At 70.5% G+C, this 8,219-nt stretch carries 6 protein-coding genes; 1 reads left to right on the top strand and 5 read right to left on the bottom strand.

Translation table 11 applies throughout. The annotated features are described in order from the left end of the window. Positions 1-183 precede the first annotated feature (183 nt). The 5 genes from pgl to tkt are packed head-to-tail and all read right to left on the bottom strand — an operon-like array spanning position 184 to position 6,804. Complete coding sequence (gene pgl, locus ABZT03_RS41980; protein WP_356049303.1) at positions 184-966, bottom strand: 6-phosphogluconolactonase; 783 nt, start codon at positions 964-966, stop codon at positions 184-186. After that, on the bottom strand, positions 963-2,039 hold the full coding sequence (gene opcA, locus ABZT03_RS41975; RefSeq protein ID WP_356049301.1) for a glucose-6-phosphate dehydrogenase assembly protein OpcA: 1,077 nt from the start codon (positions 2,037-2,039) through the stop codon (positions 963-965). Before opcA ends, pgl begins: the two co-directional genes overlap by 4 nt. After that, positions 2,036-3,559, bottom strand: a complete 1,524-nt coding sequence (zwf, locus tag ABZT03_RS41970) for a glucose-6-phosphate dehydrogenase (RefSeq protein ID WP_356049299.1) — start codon at positions 3,557-3,559, stop codon at positions 2,036-2,038. The genes opcA and zwf overlap by 4 nt, the downstream gene beginning before the upstream one ends. A 4-nt stretch (positions 3,560-3,563) precedes the next feature. Next, the gene (gene tal, locus ABZT03_RS41965) at positions 3,564-4,682 is read right to left on the bottom strand and encodes a transaldolase (protein ID WP_356049298.1); all 1,119 of its coding nucleotides are present in this window, start codon (positions 4,680-4,682) and stop codon (positions 3,564-3,566) included. A gap of 34 nt (positions 4,683-4,716) precedes the next feature. Beyond that, positions 4,717-6,804, bottom strand: a complete 2,088-nt coding sequence (gene tkt, locus ABZT03_RS41960; RefSeq protein WP_356049296.1) for a transketolase — start codon at positions 6,802-6,804, stop codon at positions 4,717-4,719. 389 nt (positions 6,805-7,193) lie between these two features. Here tkt and ABZT03_RS41955 point away from each other — a divergent pair, with 389 nt between their 5' ends. Beyond that, a complete protein-coding gene (locus ABZT03_RS41955; RefSeq protein ID WP_356049294.1) occupies positions 7,194-8,111 on the top strand; it encodes a heme o synthase in 918 nt (305 codons plus the stop codon). Positions 8,112-8,219: the final 108 nt, after the last annotated feature.

Raw genomic sequence — 8,219 nt, 5'->3', positions numbered from 1 at the left:
GGGGGGGGGGGGGGGGGGGGGGGGGGGGGGGGGGGGGGGGGGGGGGGGGGGGGGCGCCCCCCGCCCCAACCCGCCCGCCCCTGCCGTCAGCGACCGTCAGGGGTGCGGCCGGCCGCGCCACGCCGACCGCACATGTGCCGGGCCCCCGCCGAGGAACGGCGGGGGCCCGGCACAGGTGACGCGTTACGCGGAAGCTGGCGGGTACAGCGATCTCGGGAGCTGGGCCGCCGCCGCCGAGTCCAGCAGCCACAGGGTGCGCTGCCGCCCGCGGGCGCCCGCCGCCGGAGCCTGCACCTCACCGGCGCCCGACAGGGCGATCGCCGCCGCGTTCGCCTTGTCCTCGCCGGCCGCCAGGAGCCAGACCTCGCGGGCCGCGCGGATCGCCGGCAGCGTGAAGGTCACGCGGGTCGGCGGCGGCTTGGGCGCGCCGTGGACGCCGACCACCGTGCGCTCGGTCTCCCGCACCGCGGGCAGTTCGGGGAACAGCGAGGCCACGTGGGTGTCCGGGCCGACTCCGAGCATCAGGACGTCGAACGTCGGCACCGAACCGTGGTTCTCGGGGCCGGCCGCGCGGGCCAGCTCCTCCGCGTGGGCGGCTGCCGCCGCGTCCACGTCGGCGCCGTACGGGCCGTCCGACGCGGGCATGGCGTGCACGCGCTTCGGGTCCAGCGGCACGGAGTCCAGCAGGGCCTCGCGGGCCTGCGTGACGTTGCGCTCCGGGTCGCCCTCCGGCAGGAACCGCTCGTCGCCCCACCACAGGTCCAGGCGCCCCCAGTCGATGGCGTCCCGGGCGGGCGCGGCCGCCAGCGCGGCGAGCAGCCCGTTGCCGTTGCGGCCGCCCGTCAGCACCACGGAGGCGAAGCCGCGCGAGGCCTGCGCGTCCACGATCTTCGTGATCAGGCGGGCCGCGGCGGCCTGTGCCATCAGCTCCTTGTCGCGGTGCACGACGAGCTGCGGGGTGTTCACTTCGCCGCCGCCTTCTTCACCGGGGTCTGCGCCGCCGCTTCCTCGGCGGGAGCTTTCGCAGCAGCCTCGACGGGAGTGGGGATCGCGCCCCCTTCTCCTTTGGCGACCGCCGCCCTCCCGCCGGGCGCGGCCTTGCCCCGGTCGTCGGAGGCGTGCAGCCGGTCCACCCCGAAGCGCAGCGCGGAGGCGTAGGTGTCGTCGGGGTCGAGCCGCCGCAGCTCCTCCGCGATCAGCTCGGCCGTGTCGCGGCGCTTGAGGGCCACCGCGCGGTGGGGCTGGCCCTCGATCGACAGGGTGGCCAGCGAACCGTCCGCCCGGTCCAGCACGATCGGTCCGCTGCTGGTCTCCATGCGGACCGCCGTGAGACCAGGACCGCCGGACAGCGACCGCTTGACCGGCACGTCCAGCCGGTCGGCGAGCCACATGGCGAGCAGCTCGCAGCTCGGGTTGAACTCCTCGCCCTCCACCTCGACGGCCTTCACCTCGCAGGTGACCTGGTCCAGTGCGGCGGCCAGCATCGAGCGCCAGGGCGTGATGCGGGTCCACGACAGGTCCGTGTCACCGGGGGTGTAGGTGTCGGCGCGGGTGCTGAGGTCGCGCACCGGCTGCTCGGAGGCGTAGGTGTCGGTGACCCGGCGCTGGGCGAGCGCGCCCAGCGGGTCCTGCGCCGGGTCGAGCGGCGCGTTGACCGGCCACCAGACCACCACCGGGGCGTCCGGCAGCAGCAGGGGCAGGACCACCGACTGCGCGTGGTCCGCCACCTCGCCGTACAGCCGCAGCACCACCGTCTCGCCGGTGCCCGCGTCCGCGCCCACCCGCACCTCGGCGTCCAGGCGGGACTTCGTACGGTCGCGCGGGGAGCGGGAGACGCGCCGGATGACCACGATCGTGCGCGAGGGGTGCTCGTGCGAGGCGTCGTTGCCGGCCTTCAGGGCGTCGTAGGCGTTCTCCTCGTCGGTGACGATGACCAGGGTGAGCACCATGCCGACGGCGGGCGTGCCGATGGCGCGGCGGCCCTGCACGAGCGCCTTGTTGATCTTGCTGGCCGTGGTGTCCGTGAGGTCTGTCTTCATGGCCGGCGCCAGCTCCGTCCGTCTCGCTCGAGCATTTCGTCCGCCTCGACGGGACCCCACGTGCCGGACGCGTACTGCGCGGGCTTGCCGTTCTTGTCCCAGTACTGCTCGATCGGGTCGAGGATCTTCCAGGACAGCTCGACCTCCTCGGTGCGCGGGAAGAGGTTCGAGTCGCCGAGCAGGACGTCGAGGATGAGGCGTTCGTACGCCTCCGGGCTGGACTCCGTGAACGACTCGCCGTAGGCGAAGTCCATGGACACGTCCCGGATCTCCATCGAGGTGCCCGGGACCTTGGAGCCGAAGCGGACGGTGACGCCCTCGTCGGGCTGGACGCGGATGACGATCGCGTTCTTGCCGAGCTCCTCCGTCGCCGTGTGGTCGAAGGGGGAGTGCGGGGCGCGCTGGAAGACGACCGCGATCTCGGTGACCCGGCGGCCCAGGCGCTTGCCGGTGCGCAGGTAGAAGGGGACGCCCGCCCAGCGGCGGTTGTCGACCTCCACCTTGACGGCCGCGTAGGTGTCGGTCTTCGACTTGGGGTCGATGCCGTCCTCTTCGAGGTAGCCGACGGCCTTCTCGCCGCCCTGCCAGCCCGCCGCGTACTGTCCGCGCACGGTGGCGGTGCCCAGGTCGGCGGGGAGCCGGACGGCGCCGAGCACCTTGGTCTTCTCGGCGGCCAGTGCGTCCGCGTCGAAGGAGGCGGGCTCCTCCATCGCGGTGAGCGCCATCAGCTGGAGCAGGTGGTTCTGGATGACGTCACGGGCGGCACCGATGCCGTCGTAGTAGCCGGCCCGGCCGCCGATGCCGATGTCCTCGGCCATCGTGATCTGCACGTGGTCCACGAAGGACCGGTTCCAGATCGGCTCGAACATCGTGTTGGCGAAGCGCAGCGCCAGGATGTTCTGGACCGTCTCCTTGCCGAGGTAGTGGTCGATGCGGAAGACCTGGTCGGAGCCGAAGACCTCGTGCACGACCTTGTTGAGCTCCTCGGCCGACTTCAGGTCGTGGCCGAAGGGCTTCTCGATCACCGCGCGGCGCCAGGAACCGTTCTCCTGGTCGGCCAGCCCGTGCTTCTTCAGCTGCTGGATGACCACCGGGAAGGAGCGCGGCGGCACGGACAGGTAGAAGGCGAAGTTGCCGCCCGTGCCCTGTGCCTTGTCCAGCTCCCCGATGGTGGCGCGCAGCCGCTCGAAGGCGTCGTCGTCGTCGAAGGTGCCCTGGACGAAGCGCATCCCCTGGATGAGCTGCTGCCAGACCTCCTCACGGAACGGCGTACGGGCGTGCTCCTTGACGGCGTCGTGGACCTCCTGTGCGAAGTCCTCGTGCTGCCACTCCCGCCGGGCGAAGCCGACCAGCGAGAAACCCGGTGGCAACAGGCCCCGGTTCGCGAGGTCGTAGACGGCGGGCATGAGCTTCTTCCGGGACAAATCGCCCGTGACGCCGAAAATGACCAGACCCGACGGCCCCGCGATACGCGGGAGCCGTCGGTCTGCGGGGTCACGCAGCGGGTTGCTGCTTGACAAATCTTCAGCCCTCCGAAGGGGCGAGGCGCTGGAGCTCCGCCTCGGTCGACTTGAGCAGGTCGTTCCAGGACGCCTCGAACTTCTCGACGCCTTCTTCCTCCAGCAGCTGCACCACTTCGTCGTAGCCGATGCCGAGCTTCTCGACGGCGTCGATGTCGGCGCGCGCCTGCTCGTAGGTGCCCGCGACGGCGTTGCCGCGGATCTCGCCGTGGTCCTCGGTCGCGAAGAGCGTGGCCTCCGGCATGGTGTTGACCGTGTTCGGCGCGACGAGCTCGTCGACGTACAGGGTGTCCTTGTACGCCGGGTCCTTCACGCCGGTCGAGGCCCACAGCGGGCGCTGCTTGTTGGCGTGCGCCTTGTCCAGGGCCAGCCAGCGCTCGGAGGCGAAGACCTCCTCGTACGCCTGGTACGCCAGCCGGGCGTTGGCCACGCCCGCCTTGCCGCGCGCGGCCTTGGCCTCCGGCGTGCCGAGGGCGTCGAGCCGCTTGTCGATCTCGGTGTCCACGCGGGACACGAAGAAGGACGCCACTGAGTGGATCTTGGAGAGGTCCAGGCCGCGTTCCTTGGCCTTCTCCAGGCCGGCGAGGTAGGCGTCCATGACCATGCGGTAGCGCTCGAGCGAGAAGATCAGCGTGACGTTGACGCTGATGCCGAGGCCGATGACCTCGGTGATCGCCGGGATGCCCGCCTCGGTGGCCGGGATCTTGATGAGCGTGTTGGGGCGGTCCACCAGCCAGGCCAGCTGCTTGGCCTCGGCGGTGGTCGCCTTGGTGTTGTGCGCCAGGCGCGGGTCGACCTCGATCGAGACCCGGCCGTCCTGGCCGTTGGTCGCGTCGAACACCGGCCGCAGGATGTCGGCGGCGTCACGGACGTCCGCCGTCGTGATCATGCGGATGGCCTCTTCGACGGTCACCTTGCGGAAGGCGAGGTCGGAGACCTGCTGGTCGTAGCCGTCGCCCTGCGAGATGGCCTTCTGGAAGATCGACGGATTGGTGGTGACGCCCACGACGTGCTGCTGGTCGATCAGCTCGGCGAGGTTGCCGGACGTGATCCGCTTGCGCGACAGGTCGTCCAGCCAGATCGCGACGCCCTCCTCGGAGAGGCGCTTGAGTGCGTCTGTCATGGAAAATGCATCTCCTACGTGTCGTATATGAGCGTCAGCGCTGGGCGGCGGCGATGGATTCCCGGGCCTTGGCGGCCACGTTCTCGGCAGTGAAACCGAACTCGCGGAAGAGCACCTTGCCGTCGGCCGAAGCACCGAAGTGCTCCAGGGAAACGATGCGACCGGCGTCGCCCACGTACTTGTGCCAGGTGAGACCGATGCCGGCCTCCACCGCGACGCGCGCCTTCACCGCCGGCGGCAGGACGCTGTCCCGGTACCCCTGGTCCTGCTCCTCGAACCACTCCACGCACGGCATGGACACGACCCGCGTCGGCACCCCGTCGGCCTGGAGCTGCTCACGCGCCTCGACGGCCACGTGCACCTCGGAACCGGTGGCGATCAGGACGACCTCGGCCTCGCCGCCTTCCGCCTCGAACAGGACGTAACCGCCCTTGACGGTGTTCTCGTCGGACTCGTACGTGGGTACGCCCTGACGGGTCAGCACCAGGCCGTGCGGGGCGCCCTTGCCGAAGACCTTGGTGTAGCGCCGCAGGATCTCGCGCCAGACGATCGCGGTCTCGTTGGCGTCCGCCGGGCGCACGACGTTCAGGCCCGGGATCGCGCGCAGCGAGGCGAGGTGCTCGACCGGCTGGTGGGTGGGGCCGTCCTCGCCGAGGCCGATGGAGTCGTGCGTCCACACGTACGTCACCGGGAGGTGCATCAGCGCGGACAGGCGCACGGCGTTGCGCATGTAGTCGGAGAACACCAGGAAGGTGCCGCCGTAGACACGGGTGTTGCCGTGCAGGGTGATGCCGTTCATCTCCGCGGCCATGGAGTGCTCGCGGATGCCGAAGTGGATGGTGCGGCCGTACGGGTCGGCCTCCGGCAGCGGGTTGTCCCCCGGAAGGAACGAGCTGTTCTTGTCGATCGTGGTGTTGTTGGAGCCGGCCAGGTCGGCCGAGCCGCCCCACAGCTCCGGGATGACCGCGCCCAGGGCCTGGAGGACCTTGCCGGACGCGGCGCGGGTGGCGACACCCTTGCCCGTCTCGAAGACCGGGAGCTTCTCCTCCCAGCCGGCCGGCAGCTCGCCCGCGGCGATGCGGTCGAACTCGGCGGCGCGCTCCGTGTTGCTGCCCCGCCACTCCTGGAAGGACTTCTCCCACTCGGCCTTGGCCTGGCGGCCCCGCTCACCCAGCGCGCGGGTGTGCTCGAGGACCTCGTCGGCGACCTCGAAGGACTTCTCGGGGTCGAAGCCGAGGACCCGCTTGGTGGCCGCGACCTCGTCGTCGCCGAGGGCCGAGCCGTGCGCGGCCTCGGTGTTCTGCGCGTTCGGCGCCGGCCAGGCGATGATCGAGCGCATCGCGATGAACGACGGCCGGTCCGTGACCTGCTTCGCGGCCTCGATCGCGTCGTAGATCGCGTGCGGGTCGAGGTCGCCGTCCGGCTTGGGCGCGACGCGCTGCACGTGCCAGCCGTACGCCTCGTAGCGCTTGACGGTCTCCTCGGAGACGGCCGTCTCCGTGTCGCCCTCGATCGAGATGTGGTTGTCGTCCCACAGCAGCACCAGGTTGCCGAGCTTCTGGTGGCCCGCCAGCGAGGACGCCTCCGCGGAGATGCCCTCCTGGAGGCAGCCGTCACCGGCGACGCAGTAGATGAAGTGGTCGAAGGGCGACTCGCCCTGCGCGGCCTCCGGGTCGAACAGACCGCGCTCGTAGCGGGCGGCCATCGCCATGCCCACCGCGTTGGCGACACCCTGGCCAAGCGGCCCGGTCGTCGTCTCCACACCGGTGGTGTGCCCGTACTCCGGGTGACCCGGCGTCTTCGAGCCCCAGGTCCTGAAGGCCTTCAGATCGTCCAGCTCCAGGCCGAAACCGGCCAGGTACAGCTGGGTGTAGAGGGTCAGGGAGGAGTGGCCCGCGGACAGCACGAACCGGTCGCGTCCGACCCACTCGGGGTCGGCGGGGTCGTGCCGCATCACCTTCTGGAACAGGGTGTAGGCGGCGGGCGCGAGGCTCATCGCCGTACCGGGATGGCCGTTGCCGACCTTCTGTACGGCGTCGGCGGCCAGGACTCGGGCGGTGTCGACCGCTCGCTGGTCCAGCTCGTTCCACTCGAGGTCTGTGGTGGTCGGCTTGGTGCTCACCCTGGGTCAGGGCTCCTTTCCACATGTCACGCATGTCGGATGCCGGTGCACTGGGCGCCCCGGCCGTTGTCGAGCCTACCCCCGTAAGTACGTGCGTTTTTTCGAGTCATTCCAGACTGCCGGGACTCTTCGGGATCCGCCTCCCGACTGGGCCGTCCCGTGTTCGGCAAGTGAATACGGAGCCGCTCGTCCGAGTGCTCAATCGAGTCCCGTACGGCTCTTCCGGCGCCCCCGTCCAACACGACCCCACCCCCGCGAATGCCGGGGTCTGGGCAACGTCTACAGTGGCGTGGTACGCGCGAGCCTTTACCGGGAGTTCACACCCGGGGCTCGCTGGGATGTCTCTGTCAGGGGTGTGCGTGACGGCCGTTGAATCCCGTCCAGCGGGGATGATCGGGACGAGCCAGAGCCCGAACCACCGGCCGTTCGGGGCCCGTGTCAAGGCGTTCGTGGCGCTGACCAAGCCGCGGATCATCGAGCTGCTGCTGATCACCACCGTTCCGGTGATGTTCCTCGCCCAGCAGGGCGTGCCGGATCTGACGCTGGTGCTGCTCACCTGCCTCGGCGGCTACCTCTCCGCGGGGGGCGCCAACGCCCTGAACATGTACATCGACCGCGACATCGACGCGCTGATGGACCGCACCTCGCAGCGCCCGCTGGTCACCGGCATGGTCAGCCCGCGCGAGTGCCTCGCCTTCGGCATCACCCTGGCGGTCGTCTCCACCCTGCTGTTCGGCCTCGCGGTCAACTGGCTGTCGGCCTGGCTGTCGCTCGGCGCACTCCTCTTCTACGTCGTGGTCTACACGATGATCCTCAAGCGCCGCACCTCGCAGAACATCGTCTGGGGCGGCATCGCCGGCTGCCTCCCGGTGCTCATCGGCTGGTCGGCCGTCACCGACTCCATGTCGTGGGCGCCCGTCGTCCTCTTCCTCGTCATGTTCTTCTGGACGCCGCCGCACTACTGGCCGCTGTCGATGAAGGTGCGCGAGGACTACGCGCGCGTGGGCGTGCCGATGCTGCCCGTGGTCGCCTCCAACAAGGTCGTCGCCCGGCAGATCGTCCTCTACAGCTGGGTGATGGTCGGCGTGTCGCTGCTGCTGACCCCCCTCGGCTACACCGGCTGGTTCTACACGACGGTCGCGCTGCTGGCCGGCGGGTTCTGGCTCTGGGAGGCGCACGGACTGCACAACCGCGCCAAGGCCGAGGTGACGGGCGGCCAACTGAAGGAGATGCGGCTGTTCCACTGGTCCATCACCTACGTCTCCCTGCTGTTCGTCGCGGTCGCGGTGGACCCCTTCCTGCGCTAGCAAATCTCCGACGGGCGGGGTGCGTGGCCACCGTGACCGATCCGGCGGTCCACCTCACGGCCGGCCAGTGGATCTGGGAGTGGAACCGGGCCGCCCCTGAGGCGAGGC

It is taken from the genome of Streptomyces sp. NPDC005574, from assembly GCF_040605435.1.
GTDB lineage: Bacteria > Actinomycetota > Actinomycetes > Streptomycetales > Streptomycetaceae > Streptomyces.
The sequence above is the reverse complement of the archived record's forward strand: the minus strand, read 5'-3'. Positions and strand labels throughout refer to the sequence as shown.